The sequence below is a fragment of the Micromonospora noduli genome (assembly GCF_003264475.1).
Taxonomy (GTDB): Bacteria; Actinomycetota; Actinomycetes; order Mycobacteriales; family Micromonosporaceae; genus Micromonospora; species Micromonospora noduli.
In genome coordinates, this window is record NZ_PYAC01000002.1 from 255,128 (window position 1) to 279,857 (window position 24,730).

28 protein-coding genes are annotated in these 24,730 nt (G+C 72.5%); 20 read left to right on the plus strand and 8 right to left on the minus strand.

The features are described 5' to 3' along the window. The first annotated feature begins 25 nt into the window (after window positions 1-25). The 18 genes from MED15_RS06745 (at window position 26) to MED15_RS06830 (ending at window position 11,279) form a co-directional block, all read left to right on the plus strand. Complete coding sequence (locus tag MED15_RS06745) at window positions 26-1,036, plus strand: ABC transporter ATP-binding protein (protein ID WP_091403013.1); 1,011 nt, start codon at window positions 26-28, stop codon at window positions 1,034-1,036. Then, complete coding sequence (locus MED15_RS06750) at window positions 1,033-2,049, plus strand: ABC transporter permease subunit (RefSeq protein WP_112735049.1); 1,017 nt, start codon at window positions 1,033-1,035, stop codon at window positions 2,047-2,049. Before MED15_RS06745 ends, MED15_RS06750 begins: the two co-directional genes overlap by 4 nt. A 110-nt stretch (window positions 2,050-2,159) precedes the next feature. Further along, entirely contained in the window at window positions 2,160-2,573 is a 414-nt protein-coding gene (locus MED15_RS06755; RefSeq protein ID WP_112727038.1) for a DUF3263 domain-containing protein, read from the plus strand. A gap of 126 nt (window positions 2,574-2,699) precedes the next feature. Then, window positions 2,700-3,338, plus strand: coding sequence for a hypothetical protein (locus MED15_RS06760; protein ID WP_112582906.1), 639 nt, complete (start codon window positions 2,700-2,702; stop codon window positions 3,336-3,338). Further along, entirely contained in the window at window positions 3,335-3,730 is a 396-nt protein-coding gene (locus MED15_RS06765) for a phage holin family protein (protein WP_112582907.1), read from the plus strand. The genes MED15_RS06760 and MED15_RS06765 overlap by 4 nt, the downstream gene beginning before the upstream one ends. 22 nt (window positions 3,731-3,752) lie before the next feature. Next, on the plus strand, window positions 3,753-4,352 hold the full coding sequence (locus MED15_RS06770; protein ID WP_112605177.1) for a DUF3618 domain-containing protein: 600 nt from the start codon (window positions 3,753-3,755) through the stop codon (window positions 4,350-4,352). Further along, window positions 4,321-5,208: a hypothetical protein gene (locus tag MED15_RS06775; protein ID WP_112582909.1), complete on the plus strand. Its 888-nt coding sequence runs from the start codon at window positions 4,321-4,323 to the stop codon at window positions 5,206-5,208. Before MED15_RS06770 ends, MED15_RS06775 begins: the two co-directional genes overlap by 32 nt. A 149-nt stretch (window positions 5,209-5,357) precedes the next feature. Beyond that, entirely contained in the window at window positions 5,358-5,867 is a 510-nt protein-coding gene (locus MED15_RS06780; protein ID WP_112582910.1) for a GNAT family N-acetyltransferase, read from the plus strand. Window positions 5,868-6,143: 276 nt separating this feature from the next. Then, window positions 6,144-6,572, plus strand: coding sequence for a hypothetical protein (locus tag MED15_RS06785; RefSeq protein ID WP_112735028.1), 429 nt, complete (start codon window positions 6,144-6,146; stop codon window positions 6,570-6,572). A 2-nt stretch (window positions 6,573-6,574) separates the two neighbouring features. Then, on the plus strand, window positions 6,575-7,789 hold the full coding sequence (locus MED15_RS06790; RefSeq protein WP_112735029.1) for an SRPBCC family protein: 1,215 nt from the start codon (window positions 6,575-6,577) through the stop codon (window positions 7,787-7,789). Continuing rightward, window positions 7,786-8,157, plus strand: coding sequence for a gas vesicle protein GvpJ (gene gvpJ, locus MED15_RS06795; RefSeq protein ID WP_112735030.1), 372 nt, complete (start codon window positions 7,786-7,788; stop codon window positions 8,155-8,157). The genes MED15_RS06790 and gvpJ overlap by 4 nt, the downstream gene beginning before the upstream one ends. A 1-nt stretch (window position 8,158) precedes the next feature. Beyond that, entirely contained in the window at window positions 8,159-8,914 is a 756-nt protein-coding gene (locus MED15_RS06800; protein WP_112735031.1) for a GvpL/GvpF family gas vesicle protein, read from the plus strand. A gap of 3 nt (window positions 8,915-8,917) precedes the next feature. Then, a complete protein-coding gene (locus tag MED15_RS06805) occupies window positions 8,918-9,238 on the plus strand; it encodes a gas vesicle protein GvpG (protein ID WP_112605192.1) in 321 nt (106 codons plus the stop codon). Next, a complete protein-coding gene (locus MED15_RS06810; RefSeq protein WP_112582916.1) occupies window positions 9,207-9,536 on the plus strand; it encodes a gas vesicle protein GvpO in 330 nt (109 codons plus the stop codon). Before MED15_RS06805 ends, MED15_RS06810 begins: the two co-directional genes overlap by 32 nt. A 1-nt stretch (window position 9,537) precedes the next feature. Further along, entirely contained in the window at window positions 9,538-9,909 is a 372-nt protein-coding gene (locus MED15_RS06815) for a gas vesicle protein (protein WP_112582917.1), read from the plus strand. After that, a complete protein-coding gene (locus MED15_RS06820) occupies window positions 9,893-10,720 on the plus strand; it encodes a GvpL/GvpF family gas vesicle protein (protein ID WP_112735032.1) in 828 nt (275 codons plus the stop codon). The genes MED15_RS06815 and MED15_RS06820 overlap by 17 nt, the downstream gene beginning before the upstream one ends. After that, window positions 10,717-10,929 (plus strand): gas vesicle protein, encoded by a 213-nt coding sequence (locus MED15_RS06825; RefSeq protein WP_167457614.1) that lies wholly within the window; start codon window positions 10,717-10,719, stop codon window positions 10,927-10,929. The genes MED15_RS06820 and MED15_RS06825 overlap by 4 nt, the downstream gene beginning before the upstream one ends. Further along, the gene (locus MED15_RS06830; protein ID WP_112735033.1) at window positions 10,926-11,279 is read left to right on the plus strand and encodes a gas vesicle protein K; all 354 of its coding nucleotides are present in this window, start codon (window positions 10,926-10,928) and stop codon (window positions 11,277-11,279) included. Before MED15_RS06825 ends, MED15_RS06830 begins: the two co-directional genes overlap by 4 nt. 61 nt (window positions 11,280-11,340) lie before the next feature. Here the strand turns inward: MED15_RS06830 and MED15_RS06835 are convergent, their stop codons facing one another. From MED15_RS06835 to MED15_RS06870, 8 genes are all read right to left on the minus strand, one after another. Beyond that, a complete protein-coding gene (locus MED15_RS06835) occupies window positions 11,341-12,273 on the minus strand; it encodes an SMP-30/gluconolactonase/LRE family protein (protein WP_146754566.1) in 933 nt (310 codons plus the stop codon). Between the two features lie 93 nt (window positions 12,274-12,366). Then, on the minus strand, window positions 12,367-14,580 hold the full coding sequence (locus MED15_RS06840) for an AAA family ATPase (RefSeq protein WP_112582921.1): 2,214 nt from the start codon (window positions 14,578-14,580) through the stop codon (window positions 12,367-12,369). A 36-nt stretch (window positions 14,581-14,616) separates the two neighbouring features. Continuing rightward, window positions 14,617-15,117: a hypothetical protein gene (locus MED15_RS06845; protein WP_112582922.1), complete on the minus strand. Its 501-nt coding sequence runs from the start codon at window positions 15,115-15,117 to the stop codon at window positions 14,617-14,619. A 38-nt stretch (window positions 15,118-15,155) separates the two neighbouring features. Next, window positions 15,156-15,911 (minus strand): GTP-binding protein, encoded by a 756-nt coding sequence (locus tag MED15_RS06850; RefSeq protein WP_181518670.1) that lies wholly within the window; start codon window positions 15,909-15,911, stop codon window positions 15,156-15,158. Beyond that, complete coding sequence (locus MED15_RS06855; RefSeq protein ID WP_112582923.1) at window positions 15,889-16,377, minus strand: DUF742 domain-containing protein; 489 nt, start codon at window positions 16,375-16,377, stop codon at window positions 15,889-15,891. The genes MED15_RS06850 and MED15_RS06855 overlap by 23 nt, the downstream gene beginning before the upstream one ends. Then, window positions 16,374-16,847, minus strand: coding sequence for a roadblock/LC7 domain-containing protein (locus tag MED15_RS06860; protein ID WP_091402960.1), 474 nt, complete (start codon window positions 16,845-16,847; stop codon window positions 16,374-16,376). The genes MED15_RS06855 and MED15_RS06860 overlap by 4 nt, the downstream gene beginning before the upstream one ends. After that, window positions 16,844-19,462, minus strand: a complete 2,619-nt coding sequence (locus MED15_RS06865) for a sensor histidine kinase (RefSeq protein ID WP_112582924.1) — start codon at window positions 19,460-19,462, stop codon at window positions 16,844-16,846. The genes MED15_RS06860 and MED15_RS06865 overlap by 4 nt, the downstream gene beginning before the upstream one ends. Further along, on the minus strand, window positions 19,449-20,627 hold the full coding sequence (locus MED15_RS06870) for a hypothetical protein (protein ID WP_112582925.1): 1,179 nt from the start codon (window positions 20,625-20,627) through the stop codon (window positions 19,449-19,451). Before MED15_RS06870 ends, MED15_RS06865 begins: the two co-directional genes overlap by 14 nt. 372 nt (window positions 20,628-20,999) lie before the next feature. Here MED15_RS06870 and MED15_RS06875 point away from each other — a divergent pair, with 372 nt between their 5' ends. Together MED15_RS06875 and MED15_RS06880 are read left to right on the plus strand one after the other, a co-directional pair. Then, a complete protein-coding gene (locus MED15_RS06875) occupies window positions 21,000-23,864 on the plus strand; it encodes an alpha/beta fold hydrolase (protein ID WP_112735034.1) in 2,865 nt (954 codons plus the stop codon). Continuing rightward, window positions 23,864-24,730 (plus strand): ABC transporter permease, encoded by an 867-nt coding sequence (locus MED15_RS06880; protein WP_112582927.1) that lies wholly within the window; start codon window positions 23,864-23,866, stop codon window positions 24,728-24,730. Before MED15_RS06875 ends, MED15_RS06880 begins: the two co-directional genes overlap by 1 nt.

Consider the following 24,730-nt stretch of genomic DNA (forward strand, 5'->3'; position numbering starts at 1 on the left):
GCCCACCCATCGGGGGAGGTGCAGCTTGCCAGCTGTCCTGGAGATCGAAGGTCTACGTAAGACGTACAAGAGTCGTCGACGCGGCACCCGCAACGCGCTCGACGGCTTCGACATGCGGGTCGACGCGGGGCAGGTGCATGGCTTCCTGGGTCCCAACGGGTCCGGCAAGACCACCACGCTGCGTACCCTGCTCGGCCTGATCCGACCCGACGGCGGCCGGATGGCGCTGCTCGGACACGAGGTCCCCGACGCGCTGCCCACGGTCGCCGGCCAGGTCGGCGCGATCGTGGAGAGCCCGCAGTTCTTTCCGCACTTCACGGCCCGGGACACGCTGTCCCTGCTCGCGGGGGCGGGCGAGGTGCCGGCCGTCCGGGTCGACGAGGTGCTGGAACTCGTCGGGCTACGCGACCGGTCCGGCGAGCGGGTCAAGACGTACTCGTTGGGCATGAAGCAGCGGCTCGCCGTGGCCTCGGCCCTGCTCAAGAACCCGAAGCTGCTCATCCTCGACGAGCCCGCCAACGGCCTCGACCCGGGCGGTATCCGGGAGATGCGCACGCTGATGCGGACGCTCGCCGAGTCCGGAATGACAGTGGTGCTGTCCAGCCACATCCTCGGTGAGATCCAGCTGATCTGCGACTCGGTAACCATCATCTCGCTGGGCCGGCGGGTTGCGTTCGGTCCGGTTGACGAGGTGCTCGCGCAGCACTCGTCCGGTGCGGTCCGGATCCGGCTGGAGGCGGTCAGCGACCTGCCGGTGGCCACCGAGGCGCTCACCCAGGCCGGGATCCGGGTCACCGGTCACCCGGACCACCTGATGCTGGCCGGCGTCGACAAGCCGGCCTCGGTGACCCGGCTGCTCGCCGAGAAGAACCTCTACGTCAGTGAGTTGGCGCCGATCGCCGTCGACCTGGAGAGCGTCTTCCTCGAACTGACCGCCACCGCGCCGGTACCCGGTCAGCACCGGCAGGTCGACGAGTCCATGAAGGTCGGTGGGACGGGTCAGCCCGGTCCCGCCGGAGGAGGGTGGGGCGCGTGAGCCTCTTTCGTACCGAGCTGCGCCGGCTCAGCAAGCGGCGTTTCACCCGCTACATGACACTGCTCGGCCTGCTGGTGCTGGCCGCGGTGGTGGTCGGGGTGTTCTTCACCAACCAGAAGATCGACGCCGGCCAGCTCGCCCAGGCGGAGCGTCAGGCCGACCAGCAGTACCAGGAGCAGATGCGCTGGAGCGAGCAGGAGCGGGCCGCGTGTGAGCAGGCCAAGACGGCCGGCACGGCGACCGACGGCCGCTACCCGGACGACTGCTCGGTGATCACCCCGCCGCCCCGCGAGGAGATCAAGGCCGAGTGGTTCCTGCCCTCGACTTTCGACTTCAAGGAGACGTTCGCCGAGACCCTGATTCCGTTCGCGGCGATCCTCGCCCTGGTCGGATTCGTCATCGGCGCGTCCTTCGTCGGTGCCGAGTGGAGCACCGGCGGCATGATGAACCTGCTGCTCTGGCGGCCGAAGCGGCTCACCGTACTGCTCACCAAGCTGGCCGCGCTGCTCACCGGCATCCTGGCGGTGACGCTTCCTGCCGCGGTGCTGTGGTTCGCCGGGTTCTGGGCGGTCGCCAACTTCCGGGGCAGCACCGAGAAGATGACCTCGGGCGTCTGGCAGTCGTTCATGCTGACCGGTGTACGCGGCGTGGTGCTGGTGTTGGTGCTCACCACCATCGGCTTCGCCCTCGCCTCGCTCGGTCGGCACACCGCGATGGCCCTCGGTGGCGTGGTGGCGGTGATGGTGGTCGGCCAGTTCGGCCTCGGCATCCTGCTGTCCATGGCGAGCGTGCGGTTCGCCGAGGCCTGGCTGCTGCCCACGTACGTGCTGGCCTGGATGACGAAGACGGTCACGTTGCAGGACTGGAACTCCTGCAATGCGACCTACTACGGGGAGTGCAAGCCGGCCACGATGGACATCACCTGGCAGCAGTCCTCGATCCTGCTCTCGGTCGGGGTGGTGGTGGTCCTCGGGGCGGCGCTCTGGGCGATGCGTCGCCGCGACATCTCCTGACCTGACCGAAGCGACGCGGCGCGGCCGGCCCGGCCGTCGGGGTTCCCGGCGGTACGGACCGGCCGCGCCGCCTGCTGCGTCCCTGGTCGCCGCTGACTAGGCTGAACGACATGTCCGCCGACACCACCCCGGCCGCCCCCGAGCCGTCCATCGACGCTCGCCCGGGTGAGGCCGTGGGTGCTGCCGGGCCGACCGTCCCGAATCCCCGACCGGCGCCTCCCATCGAGACCGCCGACGAGTCGGGTCCAGCCGCCAACGAGCCGGCGCAGCCCACTGATCCCGCTGATCCCACGCCGGGGCTGACCGAGCGGGAGCGGGCCATCGTCGCCTTCGAGCAGCAGTGGTGGCGGCACGCCGGCGCCAAGGAGCAGGCCGTCCGGGACACCTTCGGGATCTCGTCGACCCGGTACTACCAGCTGCTCAACGCCCTGCTGGACAATCCGGCAGCCCTCGCCGCCGACCCCGTGCTGATCAGTCGACTCCGCCGGTTGCGCTCGTCCCGCGCCCGTAACCGCCGCCGCTGACCGAACACCGCCCCGGCGTCGTTGGCTCGCCGACCGCCCGCCCAGCCGCATGCCGGCTGGCCAGGCGGGTAGGCGGGAGGCGTTCCGGGGTCGCACGCGACCCTGGGCCCAGGAAGGGAGCGGGGTATGACGGCAACGAACCAGAGCGGCAGAGGTCAGCAGGCCCGCCAGGAGGCCTCGCGCGTCGGCCAGCAGGCCGCGCAGGCCGGGGGTCAGGTCGCCCACACCGCAGCTGAGCAGGGCGGGCAGGTGGCCGCAGAGGCGCGGCGGCAGGCCCAGCAGTTGACCGGCGAGGCGACTGGGCAGCTGCGGGACCAGGCGCAGACGCAGCAGCGGCGGGCCGCAGCGGGCCTGCGCGACCTGGGTCAGAACCTCAGTTCGATGGCCGAACGGGACGGCGATTCCGGGCTGGCCGGTCAAGTGGTACGCAAGGCAGCCGACGCCGCCCAGCAGGCAGCCGGTTGGCTCGACGAGCGCGAACCCGGCGAGGTGCTCGACGAGGTTCGCACGTACGCGCGGCAGCATCCGACGACGTTTCTCGCGGGCGCTGCGCTGGCCGGGCTGCTGGTCGGGCGGCTCACCCGTGGCCTGACCGCGCCGGCCTCGGGCAACGGTCAGGGTGGCAGTGCCTCCGGTGCTCCGTCACCCGCGCAGGGCGCACCGGCGGACGTCGGTCAGCAGCCGTACGTGGGGACGGCGCGGGCGCAGAACGTCACGCCCGCCGGTGAACAAGCGCGAGACCTGCCCGGCGGGGTGGCACCGTGAGCGCCCCGGAGAAGGAACGGACCCAGGCTTCGGTCGGCGAACTGCTGGGCGATGTGACCCGGGACGTCTCCACTCTGATGCGCAAGGAGGTCGAGCTGGCCAAGGCCGAGCTGCGCGAGGAGGTCAGCCAGGCAGGAAAGGCTGGCGGTATGTTCGGCGGTGCCGGGCTGGCCGGGTTCCTGGCGGTGCTCTTCCTGTCGTACGCCCTCTGGTGGGGGCTGTCCAACACGATGGACCAGGGGTGGGCGGCGCTGATCGTCGCGGTCATCTGGGCCGCCGTGGCCGGTGGTCTCTTCATCAACGCCCGGACCCAGCTGAAGCGGGCTCGTGCGGTTCTGCCCCGGTCGAAGCAGACTGCCCGGGAGCTGCCGGACGCCCTGCGGGGTCGGTGAACGAGTCGGGAGGGAACAGGTCATGTCCAGTGATCCGGATCAAATCCGGCGGGAGATCGAGACCACCCGCAACGAGTTGAGCAGTGACGTCGACGCGCTGACCGACAGGGTCAACCCGCGTCGGATCGCCGGTGACCGCGTCGGGCAGGCCCGCGGGGCGTTCACCCGAGCGAAGGAGAAGGTGATGGGCAGCTCGAGTCACATGGGGCAAGAGGCCACCCAGCGGATGTCGCACGCGGCCGGTTCGGTTCGTGACGAGACCCGTTCGCTCGGGCAGCAATCCCGCGAGCAGGCTCAGGGCAACCCGATGGCCGCCGGCCTGGTCGCCTTCGGAGTCGGCCTGCTGGCCGCCTCCCTGATCCCGCCGAGCGGACGTGAGCGGCAACTCGCCGGACGCGCGCGGAGCATGGTGAGTGAGCACTCCGGTGAGCTGCGCGAGCAGGCGAGCCAGGTTGGCCATCAGATGCAGGACAACCTGCGGGAGCCTGCGCAGCAGGCGGCGCAGTCGGTCCGCTCCAGCGCCCAGCAGGGCGTGTCCGCGGTACGCGACCAGGGCCGTTCGGCCGCCGGTCAGGTGCAGGGAGAGACGCATGCGGCCGTCGACGACCTTCGACAGCGCTGACCCGATCGGTGTGCCGGGGCCGGCGCCGGTGATGCGGGTACGCTCCGCGTCCGCGCCGGCCCCCGGTCGGCCGGTCAACGAGGACCTGGTCTTCCGGTTCGGCCCGCTGGTGGGTGTCCTGGACGGCGCGACGGTGCCGGACGGCTTCGACACCGGCTGCGTACACGGGCCCGAGTGGTACGTCCGGCACCTGGCGGCCCGGATCGGCGTCGCCGAGGCGGTACGCCCGGCTGCCCGGCTGACCAGCAACCTGGCCGCGGCCATCCTCGCCGTACGCGCCGACCACGGCGGGCAGTGCGACCTCGACCATCCGGGCACCCCGTCCAGCACTGTCTGCCTCCTGCGGGACTGCGGGGATCAGGTGGACTACCTGGTGCTCTGCGACAGCCCGCTGGTCCTCGACGCCGGCGGGCAGGTCAGCGTGGTCACCGACAACCGGCTGGACACGGCGATGGCGGAGCTGCGGGAGACCGTGGCCGTCGTGCCGGGCGGCGCTGCGGACCCGGTCACCCGGTTCCGGCACGCGGTGAGCGTCCAGCGGGAGCGGATGAACCGCACCCACGGCTACTGGGTGGCGGCCTCCGACCCGGACGCGGCCTTCCACGCGGTCACCGGGACCGCGCCCCGGCGCGGTCCGGGGGCGCTACGGCGGGCGGCACTGCTCAGTGACGGCGCGTCCAGCGCGGTGGAGCAGTTCGCGCTGACCGACTGGGCCGGTCTGCTGGACCTGCTGAGCGCCGACGGTCCGGGCGCGTTGATCGACCGGGTGCGGGACGCCGAGCGCGACCATCCCGATCGGCTGCGCCGACACAAGTCCACCGACGACGCTTCGGTGGTGTTCTGCGAGTTCGGGTAGGCGCTTTGGTCCACTGACACCCGGTCGGGTGACAACAGAGCGTGATGTGGAACACCCGGGCCGCCCGACCGGCCGGTACCGCTGTCCGGACCGCCAGTGGATGGCCAATGGGGTGGACTTCGGCCGATGAGCGCGGCAGACTGCGGCACGTGGCGGGTGCGGTCCGGCTGGAGCCGGTGGACGAACGGAACCTGGAGCCGTTGCTCTCCGTAGCGGCTGCGGAGGCGGAGCCGGGTGATGTGATGCCCCCGGTCGAGGCGCCCGCCGGCTGGTCGCTCGCCCGTCGCGAGGCGTTCCGCGAATTCCACCGGGCAAGCTTCGGCGGGCTGGACGGCCCGACCGGTTCGCAGATGTACGCCATCCTCGTCGGCGGCGAGGTGATGGGCATGGTCCGGATGACGCGCTGTGACGAGCCGCGCACGGTGGAGGCCGGGATGTGGCTCGGCCGGTCGGCGCGCGGGCAGGGAATCGGCGCGGCCGCCCTGCGGGAGCTGCTGAATGCCGCCGCTCGGGCGGGCATGCGGGCCGTGGTGGCCGAGACGACACCGGACAATATCGGCGCGGTCGCCGTGTTGCAGAAGTGTGGCGCGAAACTGCGCGAGGACGGCGGCAAGGTGCGCGCCGAAATCTGCCTCGATTCGACGCCGCCCGCTCTCTGAAGACTGTTTGGGCTTTTTTCCTCTCCTCGCAATCTCCCTGCTCATGACCGACTGAAAGTCCGGTCTGGGTATTCCGGTGCCGCATTTCCGGATCTCTTTTGGCGGCGTTCGACGAACATTGTCGTAGCGGTTTCGACATGACGTCGTCGGGTACTGCCGCCCGGGTCCGCAGAGGTGGACGCCTGATTGAAGGCACGGTTCGCGCTATTCCCCGGTACCCCTTCTTTGGTCCCGACCGGGCAGGCGTCCGGACCCTCCGGGAGCGAAGGAGACCTGATGAAGAACGGAACACGAATTGGTCTGGCGGTGAGCTTCGGCTACCTGCTGGGCCGTCGCCGCAAATTGCGTACCGCGCTCACCCTGGCCGCTGCGGTTGCCGCTGGCCGGGCCAGCCGGGACCCGGGCGGGCTGCTGAAGCGGGGCAGCGCGGCGCTTCAGTCGTCCCCCCAACTGAGCAACCTGAGCCGGCTCGGTGTGCCGTTGGTCAACGCCGGCCGGGCGGCCGCGACTGCGGCGGCCGGCAGCGGCGTCGACGCGCTCACGGGTCGCCTGCGCGGCTCCGCTGATGCCCTGCGTCGGCGCTCCGGCGACCAGCGCGGCGACGACAAGGGCCGCGACGCGGCGAACGACGGGAACGCGACGAACGATCAGGACGCGACGAACGACCAGGACAGCACGGCGGCCGGGCAGCGGCGGGGGAGGTGACCATGGCGGGGAACACCAACGTGGGCGGCCTAGGCGACAAGCTCCGTGGCCAGTTGGCCGACGAGGTGCGCAACCTCGCCGGAGCGATCGGCGATCGTGCGGTGAGCGTGGTGACCGAGCGGATCACCGGCGCGACCGGCCGCCTCAGCGAGTACGCGCGCCAGGGCGGGGGCCCCGGTCTGATCGCCGCCGCCACCGGCGCACAGAAGTTGGCTGAGGGCGGGTCGCCGGTGAAAGCGATGCTGCACGCCGGGGTGGCCGGCGGTAAGGAGAAGGTGATGTCAGCTCTCGGCCGCACGGGCGGCGGTAAGGGCGGCGGCAAGAAGAAGAAGGTCACCAACATCGTCGAGACGATCGAGGTCGGTGTGCCGGTACGGGCCGCGTACAACCAGTGGACGCAGTTCGGCGACTTCCCGAGCTTCATGAAGAAGGTCGAGAACGTCGACACCGACTCGGACGAGAAGCTGACCTGGAAGGCGCAGGTCTTCTGGTCGCATCGGACGTGGGAGTCGACAATCGTCCGTCAGGTGCCGGACAAGCTCATCCACTGGCGGTCGAAGGGCGAGAAGGGCTCGGTCGACGGCACCGTCAGCTTCCACGAGGTCACCCCGGACCTGACCCGCATCCTGGTGGTGCTGGAGTACCACCCGCAGGGGCTCTTCGAGCACACCGGCAACCTGTGGCGCGCCCAGGGTCGGCGGGTGCGGCTGGAGTTGAAGCACTTCGTCCGGCATGTCATGACCGAGGTGGTGCTCGACCCGGACCAGGTCGAGGGCTGGCGCGGCGAGATCCGTGACTCCCAGGTGGTCAAGGACCACGAGACCGGCCTGCGCGAGGAGCGGGAGCAACGCGAGCGGGGACAGGAGCAGCGAGGCGGGGCGCCGGCCGGCACCGAGGACGACGAGTTCGCCGAGGACGAGCCGGCCGAGGAGGAACCGCGCCGCCGGCCCGGCGGGCGACTGCGCCAGCGTCCGCGACGGCGACCGGTCGAGCCGGAGTACGAGGAGGAGTACGAGGCATCCGAGGACGGCTACGACGAGGGGTACGCGGACGAACCCGACGAGGAGCCTCCGCCGCCGCCCCGACGTCGTGCGCCGGAGCGGGCCCGCCGGCCTCAGCCCCGGGAGGAGCCGCAACGACCTCGTCCGCCTGTCCGACGTGGACCCGAGCCGCCGCGCCGGCCCGTGGTGCGCCGCCGCCGCGAGGAGGACGAGTGACGCTGGCCGCCGGCGATGCCGCCGCCGGCGGAGCCCTGGAACGCGTGGGCTCCGCCGGCGGGCTCGCCGACGTGGTGGAGACGGTGCTCGACAAGGGTGTGGTGATCGACGCGCAGGTGACGGTCGGGGTCGTCGGCATCCCCCTGGTGGAGATCAACGCCCGGGTGGTGGTGGCGAGCATCGAGACGTACCTACGGTTCGCCGAGGCAGTTGACCGTCTGGACCTCGCCCCGGCCGAGGGCGAGGGGCTGGCCGGTCTCGTCGGTGGTGTGACCGGCGCGGTCCGGGACGTCACCGGGTCGGTCCGAGACGTCACCGGCGCGGTCGGCGACGCCACCGGCAACGTGCGGGACCTCGGGAGGGGTTGACATGGCAGGGGAGACGGGACTCTTCCTCTACGGGCTGGTGCCGGCGGACGTGGAGGCGACGCCCGACGCCGACGGGGTCGGCGAGCCGCCCGGCGAGGTGACTGTGGTCCGGCACGGCGACCTCGGGGCCCTGGTCAGCGAGGTGCCGTTGGACACGCCGCTGGGCCGGTCGGCCGACCTTCGGGCGTACCAGGAACTGCTCGACGGGACAGCGGTCGTTGCGCCGGTCCTGCCGGTGCGGTTCGGCACCGTGGTCACCGGCCCGGACGCGGTGCTCGACCTGCTGCGACCACACCACGACCGGTTCGCCGCCGCGCTCGCCGAGTTGGAGGGCACTGTGCAGTACGTCGTGCAGGGCCGTTTCGAGGAGCCGGCGTTGCTGCGCGCCATCCTCGACGAGAACCCGGCCGCCGCCCGGCTCGCCGAGCAGGTGCGTGGCCGGACCGAGGCGGCCAGCCGCGAGCCCCGGATCCGGCTCGGGGAGCTGATCAGCCAGGCGGTGGAGCTGCGCCGCGAGGCGGAGAACCGACGGCTGCTCGACACGACGGCCGAGTACGTCGTCTCTACGCAGCTGCGCCCGCCCAACCACGAGATGGACGCGGCCCACGTGGCACTTCTGGTGGACAGCAACAAGGAGGACGCCCTGGTCGACGTGCTGGAGGAGTACGCGCAGGATCGCCGGGGCCTGCTGCGGATGCGGCTGCTCGGGCCGCTCGCCCCGTACGACTTCGTCGACGCGCACCAGCTGGCGGGCTGACCGATGGACCTGCTCTGGGCGCTGCTGACCTTGCCGTACGCGCCGGTGCGCGGGCTGACCGCGGTGGTCGGGGTGGTGGCCCGGGAAGCGGAGGCGCGACAGCGGAACCCGGTGAACATCCGGCGCGAGCTGGAGGCGTTGGACGCGGCGGCGGCAGCCGGTGAGCTCAGTGCCGAGGAACGCGACCGGGCCGAGCAGCGGGTGCTGGACCGGCTCACCGGGGGTGCGGGCCAGGCCGGTGAGCGGCCACGTCCGCGCCGGCAGCGCCCGGCCCGCCAGGAAGGAGTGCGCCATGACCGACGGCGACCGCGCCCGGCGACGTGATCCGACCGTCGACGGTTACTCCGACGAGGAGTACGTCGAGCCGGTGTCGGCGGCCGAGGCTGCCCGGGCGGGGCTGCGGCAACTCGTCGAGCTGACCGGTCGCGAGCCTTCGGTGACCACGTCGCTGGAGGCCACCGAGGACGGCTGGCTGGTCGGGGTGGAGGTGGTGGAGGCACGCCGGATCCCCAACTCCATCGACCTGCTCGGCCTGTACGAGGTGGAGCTGGACGTCGAGGGGAACCTGCTCGGTTATCGGCGGCTGCGGCGCTACCAGCGCGGGAAGAGTGAGGTGGATTGAGATGACCGCTGCGCAGCCGCCGCCGGTGGTGCAGAACTCCGGCCAGGTCCTGCCCGCCGGCCATGAGCCGGCGAACCTGGGCGACATCCTGGAGCGGGTGCTCGACCGGGGCATCGTGATCGCCGGGGACATCCGGGTGAGCCTGCTCGACATCGAGCTGCTGACGTTGAAGCTGCGACTGGTCATCGCCTCGGTCGACACCGCACGTCAGATCGGCATCGACTGGTGGGAGCACGACCCGTGGCTCAGCTCGCGGGCCCGTCCGCCGGTGGAGTTGGAACCGCGTGACCCGGCGCAGGTTGAGGTGGAGCGACGGTCCCGGGCGCTACGTCGCGACGCCGAAGTGGAGGAGTGGGATGGGTTCGACGGCTGAGGTGACCACCCAACGGCCTGCCCCGGTTGCCGGGGCCTGGCTGCACGGCGTGGTTCGGAACATCGAGCCGGCGGCGTTGGCGATGATCGTCGGGATGGACGGTGGCCCGGTCCGCGCGGTGCCCGCCGCTGGGCTGATCGCCGTGGTCAGCGCCGCGCCGCTGAACGAGTACGGCGAGGACTCGCTGCGCCGCAACCTGGAGGACCTGGTCTGGTTGGAGCGCGCGGCTCGGGCGCACCATGCCGTGGTCGAGACGTTGGCTCGCCGGGGGCCGGTGGCACCGGCCCGGCTCGCCACAGTGCACAGCGGCGACGACGGGGTGGCCGCCTCTCTCGCCGCCCGGCGCGCCGAACTGGTCGCCACCCTGGACCGGCTGACCGGGCGCGGCGAGTGGGGCGTGAAGGGTTACCTGGTGCCGGGTGCCGCCAGCGTGAACGCCGAAGCGGCGAGCGCCGGCGGGGTGGGGACGGCGTACCTGCGTCGCAGACGTGCCCAGTTGACCGCCCGGGAGGAACACCAGCAGGTCGCGAGCGCCGCCGCGGACGCGGTGCACGCCGCCCTCTGCGACGTTGCCGTGGCGGGCCGCCGGCACGCCCCACAGGACCGGAGGCTCTCGGGTGCGCCCACGCCGATGGTGCTCAACGGGGCGTACCTGGTCGATGTCACGGAGTTGTCCCGCTTTACCGACCTGCTCGGACAGCTGGGTGGCCGGCACCCGGGGGTTCGGCTGGAGTTGACCGGCCCGTGGCCGGCGTACTCCTTCGTGGCGGATCGGCCGGATCCCGACGGCGCCGTCGGGGAGTCGCGGTGACCGCCGTCCTCGCGCCGAACAGCGCGGACGATTCGCTGGCCTACCGGCCGGTTGCCCTCGTCGACCTGCTCGACCGGGTGCTCGCCACCGGGGTGGTGATCAGCGGTGACATCACGCTGTCCATCGCCGACGTCGACCTGGTCCGGATCTCGCTGCGCGCGTTGGTCGCCTCGGTCGGCGCGCTGGCCTCGCCGGAGAACACCGGATGACCGGACGGGACGAGGCCGCGGAGCTGGCCGCTGCACTGGGCGCCCAGTCGTGGCTGCCACCCCGGGTCACCCCGCTGGACCGTCGGATCGCGGTGGACCGTGACTCGGTCGAGCGAGGCCTGGCCAGCCTGGTGCTCACCGTCGTCGAGCTGCTGCGGCAACTGATGGAACGACAGGCCCTACGCCGGGTCGATCTTGGTGACCTCTCCGAGGAGCAGGTCGAGCGCATCGGGGTGACGCTGATGGCGCTGGAGGAGCAGATGACGGGGCTGCGCGAGCACTTCGGCCTGGCTCCGGAGGACCTGAACGTGGACCTCGGCCCACTTGGCCCGCTGCTCCCGACCGACTGACCGTGCCCGCACCGGCCAGCCGGCGGCAACCCCTACGAGGGGTCGCCGCCGACCGCCTGGGTCAGGCCGGCAGCCGAACGATGTCGTAGTCGGTGCTCGGCGTCGACTCCACGTCGAACCGGCCGTTGACCACGTACAACGCCGAGCCGAGCAGGTCGCCGGTGGCCGGCGAACGCAGCTGCGGGCCGGTGATCTCCCGCTGCACCACCCCGGCGGTGTAGCCGGCGTTCATCCGGACCACCGCGATGACGTTGGTCAGGTTCCGGATCACATAGAGAGTGCGACCGCGCAGCACCAGCCCGTCGGCCCGTTCCACCGAGTAGCCCCCGAGGTCGACGAGGCGACTGCCGCCGGTACGCGGGTCGACGCGTACGAGCTGACCGGTCAGCATCTGCGCGACCAGCAGATCGCCGTCCGGCAGTGCCACGATCCCGTTGTGGTAGACGTCCGGAGTGGCGGCCGGACCGCTGAGCTGCAGCACCCGGAAGGCGGTGGGGGCCGGAAGGCGACCACCCGGGCCAAGGGGCACCACGTACAGCACCTGCCGCGCGGAGTCGGTGAAGTAGACCGCTCGCTGGGTGATCACGAGGTCGTTGACGTAGCTGCCCGGGACATCGGTGAACTGGTAGTGGGCCAGCTTGGTGCCGGTCTCCGCGTCGTACACGCTCGCGCCCCCGCCGGAGAAGTCGGCGGTCCAGAGCCGGCCCTGCGGGTCGAGCTTGAGGCCCGCCTTGTCGGTGCCGGGTGTGCCGGGGATCAGCACCGAGCCGCGTCCGGTGCGTAAGTCACCCCGCCACACGGCACCGTCAAGAATGGATCCCACGAACACTGTGGTGCCACGACCGATCGTCAGTCCTTCCGGAGTGAACCCGTTCGGCAGCGCGATCCGGGCGGGGAACGGCTTCGCCGGATGAGCCGCCGCCGGTGCGCCGACCGAGACCACCGTCGCCGCCGCCACGAGGGGGACGATGAGAAGAGAGAGCAGCTTGCGCAAGGAACACCACCTGACGTCGCAGTGGATAACTCCACTGAGGAATGTGACGCCTTAGGAACGCCCTGGGCGCGACGAAAGGTTGTCCTGTTCTGATCACTCCCGGCCGGCGGCGTACGCGGCCAGGCCGGCGACCTGGGCCGGGTCCAGCGACGGTCGTACCCGGGCCCGTGCGGTCGACACGTGCTCGGCGGTGACCGTGGCGGCGGCGAGCGACTCCCGCATCGCGGCCAGCGCCGCCTCGCGGATCAGCGCCGCGCAGTCCGCGGCGGAGAAGCCGGTCAGCTCGTCGCCGAGGGCCGGCAGGTCGACGTCCGGTGCCAGCGGCACCTGCCGGGACGCGGCCCGCAGGATCTCCGCGCGGGCGGGACCGTCCGGCGGCGGCACGTAGACCAGCCGTTCCAACCGGCCCGGCCGAAGCAGCGCCGGGTCGACCAGGTCCGGCCGGTTCGTCGCACCGACCACCACCACGTTGCGCAGCGTCTCCACCCCGTCCAGCTCGGTGAGCAGGGCGGCGACCACCCGGTCCGTGGTGCCCCCGTCGGTGGCCTGGCCGCGGACCGGTGCCAGCGCGTCCACCTCGTCCAGGAAGATCAGCGTGGGGGCCGCCTCCCGGGCCCGACGGAACAGCTCGCGGACCGCGCGTTCGCTCTCACCGACCCACTTGGAGAGCAGTTCGGCCCCCTTGACCGACAGCACGTTGGCCCGCCCCGAGCCGGCCAGTGCGGTGACCAGGTAGGTCTTGCCGCAGCCCGGCGGCCCGTAGAGCAGCACGCCGCGCGGCGGCTGCACGCCGAGGCGGGCGAAGGTGTCCGGGTAGGTCAGCGGCCACAGCACCGACTCGGTCAGCGTCTGCTTGACCTCGTCCAGGCCGCCCACGTCGTCAAGGGTCACCGAGGCCAGATCCAGGGTGGACGCCGCCATCGTGGTGGGCCGGACCACCTCCCGGGCGGCGGTGAAGTCGGCCATCGACACCGTCGGCGTCTCGGCGGACTTCTGCCGCAGCGCCGCGCGTACCCCGGCCTCCCGGACCAGCGCGGCCAGGTCCGCCGCGACGAACCCGGGGGTACGCGCGGCCACCTCGTCCAGCCGGACGTCGTCGGCCAGCGGCACCTGCCGGGTCAGCACTGTGAGCTGTTCGCGGCGCAGCGCCTGATCCGGGAGCGGGACGCTGATCCGCAGCGACAGCAGGTCGGGGGCGCGCAGTGCCGGGTCGACCGCCTCCGGCCGGCCGGTGGTGCAGACCACGGCGACGCCGGCGCGGATGCTCTCCGCGAGGACCTGACGGAACACCGTCGCCACCGGAGGGGGATCGTCCGCGGGGGCGAGCGCCTCGACGTCGGTGACCAGCAGTACCGCCGGCCCTTCGGCCCGAGCCGCCGATGCCGCGACGCGCAACCGCTCGGCGGCGGCCTGACTGGCCAACGCGGCCACCTCCGGCGCCCAGAGCGGGTGGACGCGGGCACCGACCCGGGCGGCCACGGCCCGGACCAGCGCCGACTTCCCGGATCCCGCCGGACCGACGAGCAACACCCCCAACGAGATGGTGGTGCCGAGCCGGCCCAGCACCTCCCGGTGGTGGAAGCCGAGGTCCAGCAGCTCGGTCAGCTCCTCGGCCTGGGCCCGCAGCCCGGGCAGCTCGTCCACGTCGGGCGCGTCCTCAGCCGCAACGGCGTCGGCGCTCGTACCCGGTCGGGTCGACGCGGCACCGACCGGGGCGGGCCCGCCGTGGGTCGTCGCACCGTGCTCCCAGGCGACCGATGTGCCCATGGTGACCAGCGCGCCGGCCGCCGGCTCGACAGTGACCACGCTGAGCAGCGTGCTGGTCCAGGCGAAGCCGACGGTGTTGGCGAGGCTGCGTCGCGCCGCCTCGACCAGGCTGCGGACCGAGGCGTCCGGCAGCACGTCCTGCGGCAGCAGCGACACGTCGTCCCCGGCGGTGAGCACCTTGCCCAGCAGGGCGAGCCGGAGCATCTCCGGGCTGACCGCCGCGACGACCCCCACCGGCCCGGCCAGGACGACCCGGCTCGCCGAGACCAACGGCACCGGGCTCACCCGCACCTGACCGCCGTCGCGCAGACCCAGGTTGCCCAACGTCAGGTCGTCGGCGTACAGCAGGGCGCTGCTCGCGCCCGGCCCGGCCGCCACCGCGATCCCGGCCGTCTCCCGGCGGCCGACAAGGCGGACCGGGTCGCCGGGGCGCAGCCCCAGCGCTGTCAGTGCCTCCGGGTGCAGGCGCACGATGCCCCGTCGGGCGTCCAGCGCCGCCGGCCGCAGGCTCGCCGTCAAGGTCAGGTCGGGTTGCGCCACTGCCCGACCGTAGCCGCCGGCAGCCAGCCCCGCCGGTCAGCGCCGCGGATCCAGCTCGTCCAACAGCGTCGGGTCGCGTCGGATCAGCTCGGCCAACCGGGCCGCCGGGTCCGGGGCCAACCCGTCCGGACCGGGTGCCCAGGCGGGCACCGTCCGGCCGGAGAGCGGCCAGGCTGGCGGGGGTTCCACCGGCGTCGGCGGGGGAACCGGTCCGACCGTGACGGCAGGCCCGTTCCAGGAGACCCGCATCGGGTACGTCCGCCCGGCGTGTTCCACCTGCACGGTCACCGCCAGCCCGGGGTACGCCCCGACGACCTGGCGGATCGCCTCGGCCACCTCCTCGACCGGCCCCCATCCGGCCACCTCGCTCGGGGCCTCCACCCCCGCGTGGCGGCCCGACCGGGCGTTGCGGGTGTCACCGCCGAGGCCGGGCGGGCTCGACGGTGCTGTGGTGTCGTCACGGTCGGCGGCCCGACGGCGCGACGCCTCCTCACGTCGGGCCAGCCGGGCCAGCGTCTCGTCCAGGTCGCCCCTCACCAGATCACCTCTTCCCGCCATGGCCGGAGCTGGTCGGCTCAGGCCCTCCTGTCCCGGGTGGCGCGGTCCAGCGCGCGGTCCAGGACGACCAGTAGCGCGTCCCGCACCGAGAGCCGGTCGCGGGCATCGAACTGCACCAGGGGTACATGATCACCGATTGCCAGTGCCCAGCGGATCTCGCCGAGTTCCAGGGCCAGTCGCCCGTCGAAGGCGTTGACCCCGACGACGAACGGCAGCCCGGCCCGCTCGAAGAAGTCGATGGCCGGGAAGCAGTCGTCCAGCCGGGCGCTGTCCACCACCACCAGCGCGCCGAGCGCTCCCCGGGCCAGGTCGTCCCACATGAAGCCGAACCGGGTCTGCCCCGGCGTGCCGAACAGGTAGAGCTTCAGGCTGCGGTCGATCGTCACGCAGCCGAAATCCATCGCCACAGTGGTGGTGGTCTTGGTGGACCGGGCACCCGGGTCGTCCACGCCGATCCCGGCGGTGGTCATCTCGGCCTCGGTGGTCAGGGGCGCGATCTCGGAGATCGCACCCACTGTGGTGGTCTTGCCCACCCCGAACCCACCGGCCACCAGGATCTTGACCGGGATCGGCGGTGCGGCCGGCTTACCGGTCGGAGGGATCGACCCCGCATCGGACGAGGGCCGGTACGGAGGCGGTGCGGTCGCGGGCGGGCTCGCCCGCCCGACTATCGGCCCGGTGCCCGGGGACATGCCGTAACGGGCGGCGGCGCTGTTCGCGGCGACCCCGCCGAGCGGGGCGACCGGCCATTCAGGAGATCGCACGGAGTCCATCAATCACTCGCAGGATGAGATCGGGGTCGACAGCGTCGTCGGTGTCGGTCACGTGCACGTCCAGGTGCCCGGCGGCGCGTAGGTCGCCGACCAGGACCCGCGTCACGCCGAAGTGCAGTCGGGCGCGTGCCGAGATCTCGGCCACCGAGATCGGCTCGGCGCAGAGCGCGATGATCGTCTGAAGTTCCGGTGCCAGCAGGGCGCCGGGTGGGCCGGCCCACCAGCCGCTGTCCACGCGGACGGTCACCTGGGTCTCCAGACCGATCGCCGGGTCGGCACCCGAAACCCGCCCGGAGGTGAGCACGAACGGACGGGGACCGGCCGGTTGGTCCCCGTCCGGATCCGGCTCGGACAGCGCCGGTGTCGCCGCCGCGCCCACCCCGGTCGGGGGTGACGTGCGCAGGTACGGGCGGATCCGAACCCTCGGGTCCGGATCCGGATCCTCGCCGGCGACGTCGGGGGTCACTGCTGAACGGCGTTCTTCAACTCGACGATCAGTCGCGGGGTCAGGGCGCCACCGGCCCGTCCGGCGAAGAGCGTCATCTCGTACGCGACGGTGCCCAGGTTCGCCGAACGGTCGGCGACCACCCCGAGCACGGAACCGCTGCTGATCGCGCTGATCAGCAGGTAGCCGTCGGCCATGTCGACGATCACCCGGTTCAGGCCGCCGAGGGCGTACCAACTGGCGGCCCCACCGGCGAGGCTGGTCATTCCGGACACGACGGCGGCCAACCGCTCCGCGTTGGACCGATCCTTGATCGCCGACATGGCCATCAGCAGACCGTCCGAGGAGACCGCGATCGCCTCCAGGACCCCGGCGGTGCTGGAGGTGAACGAGTCCAGCAGCCAGTTGAACGTACGGGCCTCCGGGCTGAGATCCCCATTGGCGCTGGGCTGACTCTGGTCGACATTGTCGTGCAGGAAGGGGCTGGTCACCGTGATGATCCTTCTTCGTTCCGGTGGTCGGGGCTGACTTCGCGGAGAGCGCGGGCGACGCCCGCCTCGAACTCGCTGATGAGGTCGCGGACCTCGGCCGGGTCACCGAGGTGGGTGCTGGGCGGTTGGCAGACCGGGATGGCGGTGAGGTTCGCTCCCGGCACCCGTCGGCTCAACCGGGGCCGCTCCGGTGCGGCATCGGTCGAGCCACCACCACGCGGCACCGTGGGGCCGGCGCCTCCCGGGGTGCTGGGCAGGTCGACGGTCGTGCCCAAGTCCACCACGGCCGCCCCGGCGCTGGCCGTCGGGTCGCTGGCCGTCCGCGTCGACGCGCCGTCGAGGCCCGGCGCCACGTGCAGCTCGGCGCGGCGTACACCGGCTTGGAAGGCCTCCACCAGCGCGCGGGCAGCGGCGGGGTCTGCGCCGGTGGCGTCCACCGGCCGGGTCGTCGGGGCGGTGGCGTGCAGCGTGGCCCCGGGAACCCGCTGCCGTACCCGTGGCCCGCCCGGCTTGCCCACCGGTTCGGGACTCTGGGGTTCGGGAACGGTCTCCTCCGGCTGGCCCCGACCGAACGCGTTCCATGACGGGCCGGCGTCCAGGCTGAGGGTGGCCCGGCTCAGCAGGTCCGAGTCGAAGCGGGCCGGCACGGCGACGGCCACCGCGCTGGGCCGCGCTTCCCGCTCGGGGTTGGGCGTGGCCGTCGTACGCCGGTCCCGATCCGGCACCGCGGCGCGGGCAACGGTGGCCCCGGCGCGGTCGGCGCGGCGCAGCACCAGCGACGTCGACGGGATCTCCAGCTGTGCGGTCACCCCTCCGCCGCCGGTGGCGGCCAGGGCGACCTGCCAGCCGTGCCGACGGGCCAACCGGCCCACCACGAAGAGACCGAGCACCTCGGTCGGGGCCAGGTCGAGCCGTTCCCGGCGGGTGAGCCGGGCGTTCTCCTCAGCCAGGCGTTGCTCGCTCATGCCGATGCCGTGGTCCACCACGGTGATCCGCGCGCCGAGGCCGGACGTCTCGGCGGCCACCAGCACCCGGGTGTGCGGCGGGGAGAAGACTGTGGCGTTCTCCATCAGCTCGGCCAGCGCCAGGACGAGGTCACCGACCACCGCCGGCGCGGCCGAGACGCCCGCCGGCACCTGCACCTCCACCCGGGTGTAGTCCTCGATCTCACCGAGTGCCAACCGGACCACGTCGGCCAGCGGCACCGGCGCGGTGTGCGCGTCGGCCCCGGCCGAGCCGGAGAGCACCACAAGGCTGCCGGCGTTGCGCCGCAACCGGCTGGAGATGTGGTCGAGTCGGTACAGGTGCTCCAGGCGGCCCGGGTCGGCCTCCTGCTGCTCCAGCCGGTCGATCAACGCGATCTGCCGACCCACCAGGTTCTGGGTACGTCGTCCGACGTGGCCGAACATCTGCGCCACGTTGCGTCGGCCGGCGACCTGCCGCTCGACCAGTTGCGCCGCGGTGTTCTGCACCCGGTCGAAGGCCCGCGCCAGGTCGCCGATCTCGTCGTTGGCGCGGATGTCCACCGGCTCCAGCCGGACCGCTTGAGGTCTCTCCGCCTCGTCGTCGGTGACCCGGACCAGCTCCGCCTCCGCGACCCGGGCGACCCGGTCGGCTGAGCGGGTGAGTCGGGTCAGCGGTCGGGCCACCGTCCGCGCCACCGCCACGCTGAGCAGCACCACCAGCGTCAGGATCAACGCCGCCGCGGCGCCGACCAGGTACGCGGCGGTCAGCGCGCGCCGCTGCTCGGCCGTCACCTCGGCGAGCACGTCGGCGACAAGCTTCTTCTCGACGAACTGACCGAGCCGGATCATCGTGCGGACGGCCGGGAAGAGCGCCTCCAGCGGCACGTCGCGGACTGCGGCGGCCGGATCCCGGGCGCTCCTGACCAGGAAGTCCGGGCTGGTACGCGCGGCCACGGCGGCGTCGTTGAGCTGGGCCACAGTGAGCTGCTCGGGCGTGATCAGGCTGCGGAAGCGCGAGTTGTCGACCATGAGCGCGGCGATGCACGCCACGTACCCGGCGGTGGTGTCCGGGGTGCCGATCGCCTTGACCAGCAGGCTCAGGGTGGCGCAGGTGCCCAGGCCCTCGTCGGCGCGGAGCAGCCCGTCGAGGGCGAGCACCTGACGGCCCGGCAACGTGTCGGTGTCCACGCCGACCACCAGCCGCAGCGACTCGATGATCCCCTTGTTGACCGGGCCGAACGCGTCCATCACCTGACCCGGGTTGGCGGCCCGGGCCAGGACGGCAGTGCGCAGGTCGATGAGGCCGGACACGCCGTCGAGGGCGCTGTCGACCTGGTCGGTCAGCGCGTCGCTCCGCGCCGCCCGGAGGTCGGCCACCCGGTCGTCCACGTCGGCGGACTTACGGACCAGCTCACTGCGTTCGACCCGGCCGAGCAGGAAACCGACGGAGAGGATGCGTTCCTGCTGGAGGTCCTGGACCAGGCTGCCGACCCGGCTGGCGAGCCGGACCCGTTCGGCGGTGTCGCCGGCCCGCTGTGCCGCGGCGACCCGGTCGAGCATCACCGGCACGGCCAGGCCGACCATGCTGAGCAGCGGAATCACCACGAGCAGCGCGAGCTTGCCGCGGATCCGGAGCCTACCGAGCAGCATCGAACGCCCCCCACTGTGCGGTCTCCGGGTCACGGGCCGCGCCGACCGGTTGCAGCGCACGCGGCTCGTCAGCTGGCGGCTGCCACGGGTCGCGGTGTGGCGGGGTGTCGGGAGTCTCCGTGTGGGTCGCGGCCAGGGCGGCCCGACGCTGGGCCCGGCGAGCTGCGGCGACCAGCAACGCGGCGAGCCAACTCAGCAACAGGACGGCGACGACACCCGCCCCGGCGGTCAGCCAGCGGTCCCGGTTGAGCCGGTCGATGCGCTCGGCCAGCACCGCGTCCAGTTCGGTGAGGATGACCGGCTGAAGTTGGCGGGCCGAGCGGTGCGAGTTGAGCGCTGCGGCACTCAACTGGCCCGGGTTGACCACGCCGGTTTCCTTGCCCGGCACGGAGTACGCGGCAAGCGCCTCCACCGAACGCTGGTAGGTGTCCAGCGGGGTCAGCACGTTGGCACCGAGGTCGGTGCTCTCCGAACCGTCCACGGCCGAGCGAAGGTTGTCGACGAGATCGGCGGCGGGGGCCAGGGCGGACACCCGCAGGCCGGTCAGCTCCAGCAGGCCGCGCGGTTGGTCGGCGGCCGGCCGGCGGGATACCAGCGTGGCGAGGTCGGCCAGCCGGCCGGCGGCCACCACCGCCTCGGGCAGTTCCTGGCCGGCGCTGTCCTGGAGGAAAAAGGAGTCGGCCTCGGGGTCGCGGACCAGCCCGGAGCTCTCCCGGACCTTCCGGTGCAGGGCCAGCAGCAGGTCGGAGACCTCGCCGTAAGCGGTGTAGGCGGCCTCGGGGTCGGATGCGCTTCGCCCGCGCAGCGCCTCCAGCTTGGCCCGTACGCCGGCCCAGCGTTCCTGGCTGAGCAGTTCCCCGCCGATGCGGGCGTCCACCTCGGCGGCCTTCTCGACCGCCCCGTTCAACGCCTCCCGGGCGACGGGGCGACCGTTGACCGCGTTGGACTGGGCCTCCACGAGGGCGTCGGTGACCGCCGCCAGTGCGGTGAGGTACTGCACGCCGAGCCGTTCCCGGGCGGCGAGGTCCCGATCGTCGGTGACCTGCCGCCAGTTCGACGTGACGAGCAGGCCCAACGGTGCCAGCAGTGCTCCGATGAGCAGCAGGGGCAGTAGCCGGCCCAGCGTGGACGGCCGTCGACGGGCCCGCGGCGCGGGGACTGTCATGTGTGTCTCCTCCGGCGTGGGGCGCTGATCGGCGCGGCGTCGGGCTGGCCGACAAGTCCCGTGCACCGGACCGGAAAACTAATCGAACCCCCGCCTGGGCAGACCCAACTCGGTTAGTCAGGTTCGCGTCACTTCGAGCCATGTCACCATTTGTCCGCGTTACCGGCACGCTCTGTGTCAGCTGTGGGTGTGACATGGAGGGATCGAGGTGGATATCCGCGGAAGATCGGAATTCACGGGATCCGAACTCAACTCACTGTGCCGCGTCGATCGGTGCGCGCTCGCACCCCACTGCGCACCGATCGGGGCAACCGGACGGACGTACGGCGGATCTCAGCCAACGCTCAGGCTGCGGGCCGTACCGTGTGCCGCATGACATCGCCGTCGCCGGCCGCGTGGTTCCGGCGTGCCCTTCCCACCCGCCGCCGGGCGATCGCCGCCGCGGTGGTCGTCGTGCTGTTGGCCGCCGCCGTGACCTGGGCGGTGTGGCCACAGGGACCGGGCGTACGCACCGAGAGCGCGATGCTCACCGTCCGCTCCGGACCGTCCGGTAACCAACCGGTGAACCTGGACACCACCCTCTACCTGCCGGACGACGCCTCGTCCGGTCGGAAGGTGCCGGCGGTGCTGCTGGCGCACGGGTTCGGCGGCACGAAGGAGTCGGTGCGCTCCGACGCGGAGGAGTTCGCCGGGCGCGGCTACGCGGTGCTCACCTGGACCGCGCGGGGCTTCGGCCGCAGCGGCGGTGAGATCCACCTGGACAACCCGGACTACGAGGTACGCGACGCCGAGCGGCTGCTGGACTGGCTGGCCGCCCGGCCGGAGGTGCGCACCGACGCCGCCGGCGACCCGAAGGTCGGTGTGGTCGGCGGCTCGTACGGCGGTGGGTTGGCGTTGCTGCTGGCCGCCCAGGACCGTCGGGTTGACGCGATCGTGCCCATGATCACGTGGAACGACCTGTCCCGCGCGTTCCTGCCGGAGAGCACCGGCGGGGCGCCCACCGAGGGTGTGTTCAAGAAGGGCTGGGCCGGCCTCTTCTTCGGCGGGGGCGGCAACGTGGGCTCCGGCCCGGCCGGGCTCTCCGGCGCGACGGCCGCCCAGCCGCAGGGCGCACCGGCGTCGGCCGGCCCGCCCAGCCCCGGGCCGGGTGCCGGCCCCGGCACCGGTCCCGGTGGCGCTCCGGCCGGTGCCGCCGACCCGTCCTGCGGCCGGTTCGCCGCCGACGTCTGCGCCGCGTACCTCCGGATCGCCACCACCGGCCGCGCCGACGAGGCCGCCGTGGACCTGCTGCGCCGCTCCAGCCCAGCCGGTGTGCTGGACCGGATCAAGGCCCCCACCCTGTTGGTTCAGGGAGAGGCGGACACCCTCTTCCCGCTCGGTGAGGCGGACGCGAACGCGCGCGGCATCGCCGCCACCGGCACCCCGGTACGGGTCGCCTGGTTCACCGGCGGGCACGACGGTGGCAGTGGACCCCGTTCGGACTCCGACCGGGTGAAGTTCCTGACCGTCCAGTGGCTCGACCACTACGTCAAGGGCGAGGGCGACGCGCCCGGCGACGACTTCACCTGGTCGCGGATCGCCGGCTTCGACGCGCTCGACCGGGGTCTCGTCGCCACGGGTTTCCGCCGCGCCGACTACCCCGGCCTCACCGGCAACGCCCGCCGGGAGGTGGCGGTCGCCGGCCCCGCGCAGCCGATCGCGAACCCGCCGAACGGCAACCCGGCCGCCATCTCCTCGATCCCGTTCGCCGGCGGGCTCGCCTCGCTGCTGGACGGCGTGGCCGGTGACGTGCCCGGCCAGCACGCCCAGTTCGAGTCCACCCCGCTGACCGAGGCCGTGGACGTGGCCGGTGCGCCCACCGTCACAGTCCGGGCAGCGTCGCCGACCGGGGAGGCCGTGCTCTTCGTCAAGCTCTACGACGTCGACCCGGACGGGGCGGCCACCCTGCCGAACGGCCTGGTCGCCCCGATCCGGCTCACCGGCCTACCGCAGCAGGTGCAGGACGCCCGCCCGGTCACCGTGACGCTGCCCGGGATCGTCCGTCGGGTCGAGGCCGGGCACCGGCTGCGGCTGGTGGTGGCCACCTCCGACCAGGCGTACACCACGCCGGCCGCGCCGACCGTCTACACGGTGGCCGCGGACGGTGCGGTCAGCCTGCCCACGGTCAGCGGTGAGCCGATCCCCACCGCGGCGACGATCTGGCGCTGGGTGCTCGCCGGCCTGCTCGCCGCCATCGTGATCGGGCTCGTCGTGGTCGTCGCCCTGGTCCGCCGCCGGCACCGCCGCCAGGACCGGTCGGTGCACCCGGAGTACGCGGACACCCCGCTGGCAGTGCGCGCACTGCGCAAGGAGTACGCGGACGGCTTCGTCGCCGTGTCGAACGTGGACTTCGAGGTGCACCCCGGTCAGGTCGTGGGTCTGCTCGGGCCGAACGGTGCCGGCAAGACCACCACCCTGCGGGTGCTGATGGGGCTGACCCAGCCGACCGCCGGGGAGATCTACGTCTTCGGTCGCCGGCTGGTGCCCGGCTCGCCGGTGCTGTCCCGGATCGGGGCGCTGGTGGAGGGGCCGGGCTTCCTGCCGCACCTGTCGGGTCTGGACAACCTGAAGGCGTACTGGCGGGCCACCGGGCGGCCGTGGGAGGACGCACAGTTCGACGCGGCGCTGGAGATCGCCGGGTTGGGCGACTCGGTGCACCGGAGGATCAAGAACTACAGCCACGGGATGCGCCAGCGGCTCGCCATCGCCCAGGCCATGCTCGGTCTCCCCGAACTGCTGGTGTTGGACGAGCCGACCGACGGGCTGGACCCGCCGCAGATCGCCGAGATGCGCCGGGTGCTCCAGCGGTACGCCACGGACGGCCGGGCGGTGTTGGTCTCCAGTCACCTGCTGGCCGAGGTGGAGCAGACGTGCACGCACGCGGTGGTGGTGAACAAGGGCCGGATCGTGGCGTCCGGGCCGGTGGAGGAGATCGTGGGCGAGTCGCCGAGCGTGCTCTTCGACGTCACCGACCCGGCGGCGGCGCGGGCGGTGCTGGACCGGCTGCACGGGGTCCGCGTGTTGCCGGAGAGTGACGGCCAACTGGTGGTCGACACCAACGGCACGGCCCGCAGCGAGGTGGTGGCGGAGCTGGTGCGCGCCGGCATCGGGGTGGACCGGGTGGTGCCTCGGCGGCGCCTGGAGGACGCGTTCCTCGCCCTGGTGGGCGAGAACTCTCGGGGAAGCGGTGACCGGTGATGGTTGTTACTGACGCGGGTGAGGCCCGTGGCTACCGGCCGTCGGCCACCATGCCGTTCGTGGCGGAGTTCCGTCGGCAGGCGTCCCGGCGGCGGACCCAGTTGGCGCTCGGGTTCATGGTGTTGCTGCCGCTGATCATCCTGATCGCGTTCCAGTTCGACTCGGGCGGCGACGACGACAACGGTCGCAACGAGTTCGCCAGCCTGGTCGAGCTGGCCACCTCGGGCGGGCTCAACTTCACCCTGTTCTCGATCTTCGTGTCGGCGTCGTTCCTGCTGGTGGTGGTCGTCGCGCTGTTCTGCGGTGACACGGTGGCCAGTGAGGCGAGCTGGGGCAGCCTGCGGTATCTGCTGGCGATCCCGGTGCCCCGGGCGCGGTTGTTGACGGTGAAGCTGGTGGTCGCGCTCGCGTACTCGGGACTGGCCCTGCTGCTGTTGGCCGGCACCGCGTTGCTGGCCGGCACCCTGCGCTATGGCTGGTCGCCGCTGCGCAGCACTGTCGCCGCCGAGCTGGAACCCACCGAGGGGTTGCTCCGGTTGCTGGCCGTGCTGGGCTACCTGGCGGTCGTACTGCTGGTGGTGGCGGGCCTGGCGTTCCTGCTGTCGGTGATCACGGACGCCGCGCTGGGCGCTGTGGGTGGTGCGGTTCTGCTCTGGATCCTGTCCAGCATCCTGGACCAGATCACCGCCCTGGGAGCGCTGCGCGACTTCCTGCCCACCCACTTCAGCACCGCCTGGCTGGGTCTGCTGTCGACTCCGGTGCAGACCGACGATGTGGTGCGCGGCTGCATCTCGGCGATCAGCTACGCGACGCTGTTCTGGGGGTTGGCGTTCTGGCGCTTCACCCGCAAGGACATCACGTCGTAG

Coding starts and splice junctions, on each gene's coding strand:
- MED15_RS06755 (WP_112727038.1), top strand. CDS start 2,160: ATGTCCGCCGACACCACCCCGGCCGCCCCCGAGCCGTCCATCGACGCT.
- MED15_RS06760 (WP_112582906.1), top strand. CDS start 2,700: ATGACGGCAACGAACCAGAGCGGCAGAGGTCAGCAGGCCCGCCAGGAG.
- MED15_RS06770 (WP_112605177.1), top strand. CDS start 3,753: ATGTCCAGTGATCCGGATCAAATCCGGCGGGAGATCGAGACCACCCGC.
- MED15_RS06775 (WP_112582909.1), top strand. CDS start 4,321: ATGCGGCCGTCGACGACCTTCGACAGCGCTGACCCGATCGGTGTGCCG.
- MED15_RS06785 (WP_112735028.1), top strand. CDS start 6,144: ATGAAGAACGGAACACGAATTGGTCTGGCGGTGAGCTTCGGCTACCTG.
- MED15_RS06790 (WP_112735029.1), top strand. CDS start 6,575: ATGGCGGGGAACACCAACGTGGGCGGCCTAGGCGACAAGCTCCGTGGC.
- MED15_RS06800 (WP_112735031.1), top strand. CDS start 8,159: ATGGCAGGGGAGACGGGACTCTTCCTCTACGGGCTGGTGCCGGCGGAC.
- MED15_RS06805 (WP_112605192.1), top strand. CDS start 8,918: ATGGACCTGCTCTGGGCGCTGCTGACCTTGCCGTACGCGCCGGTGCGC.
- MED15_RS06810 (WP_112582916.1), top strand. CDS start 9,207: ATGACCGACGGCGACCGCGCCCGGCGACGTGATCCGACCGTCGACGGT.
- MED15_RS06815 (WP_112582917.1), top strand. CDS start 9,538: ATGACCGCTGCGCAGCCGCCGCCGGTGGTGCAGAACTCCGGCCAGGTC.
- MED15_RS06820 (WP_112735032.1), top strand. CDS start 9,893: ATGGGTTCGACGGCTGAGGTGACCACCCAACGGCCTGCCCCGGTTGCC.
- MED15_RS06830 (WP_112735033.1), top strand. CDS start 10,926: ATGACCGGACGGGACGAGGCCGCGGAGCTGGCCGCTGCACTGGGCGCC.
- MED15_RS06850 (WP_181518670.1), bottom strand. CDS start 15,911: ATGGACTCCGTGCGATCTCCTGAATGGCCGGTCGCCCCGCTCGGCGGG.
- MED15_RS06865 (WP_112582924.1), bottom strand. CDS start 19,462: ATGCTGCTCGGTAGGCTCCGGATCCGCGGCAAGCTCGCGCTGCTCGTG.
- MED15_RS06870 (WP_112582925.1), bottom strand. CDS start 20,627: ATGACAGTCCCCGCGCCGCGGGCCCGTCGACGGCCGTCCACGCTGGGC.
- MED15_RS06875 (WP_112735034.1), top strand. CDS start 21,000: ATGACATCGCCGTCGCCGGCCGCGTGGTTCCGGCGTGCCCTTCCCACC.
- MED15_RS06880 (WP_112582927.1), top strand. CDS start 23,864: ATGGTTGTTACTGACGCGGGTGAGGCCCGTGGCTACCGGCCGTCGGCC.